Annotated in this window: 1 protein-coding gene; it reads left to right on the top strand. The window is 61.4% G+C overall.

Annotated features, from left to right (window positions below; translation table 11 throughout):
- The coding region (locus FS507_RS20065) for a hypothetical protein (protein WP_186314779.1) at window positions 1–264 on the top strand (264 nt) is incomplete at both ends.

The following is a 264-nucleotide window of genomic DNA, read 5'->3' as shown; positions in this document are numbered from 1 at the left end:
GATTGGGGTAGTGGGGGAGGATGTGGTAGAGGTGGTTGGGGTGGTGGGTGAGGAGGTGATAGAGGTGGTGGGAGTAGTGGGGGTGGAGGGGGAGGAGATGGGGGGTGAAAGCGATGGTGAAGTCGTGGATTTGTGGGGGGGGGTGAGGATGTGGGTGGAGGGCGTGGTGGTAGTTGTAAGGGGAGTAGTAGCGGTGGAGGGGTTTGTGGGGGAGGATGAGGGGGATGATGTCGGGGGTGTTGATCATGAGGCGAGGGGTGGAGA

Source organism: Corynebacterium glyciniphilum AJ 3170 (assembly GCF_007673095.1).
In the GTDB taxonomy this organism is placed as follows: domain Bacteria; phylum Actinomycetota; class Actinomycetes; order Mycobacteriales; family Mycobacteriaceae; genus Corynebacterium.
Note: the sequence above shows the minus strand (reverse complement) of the source record. Positions and strands in the feature narration are given on the sequence as shown.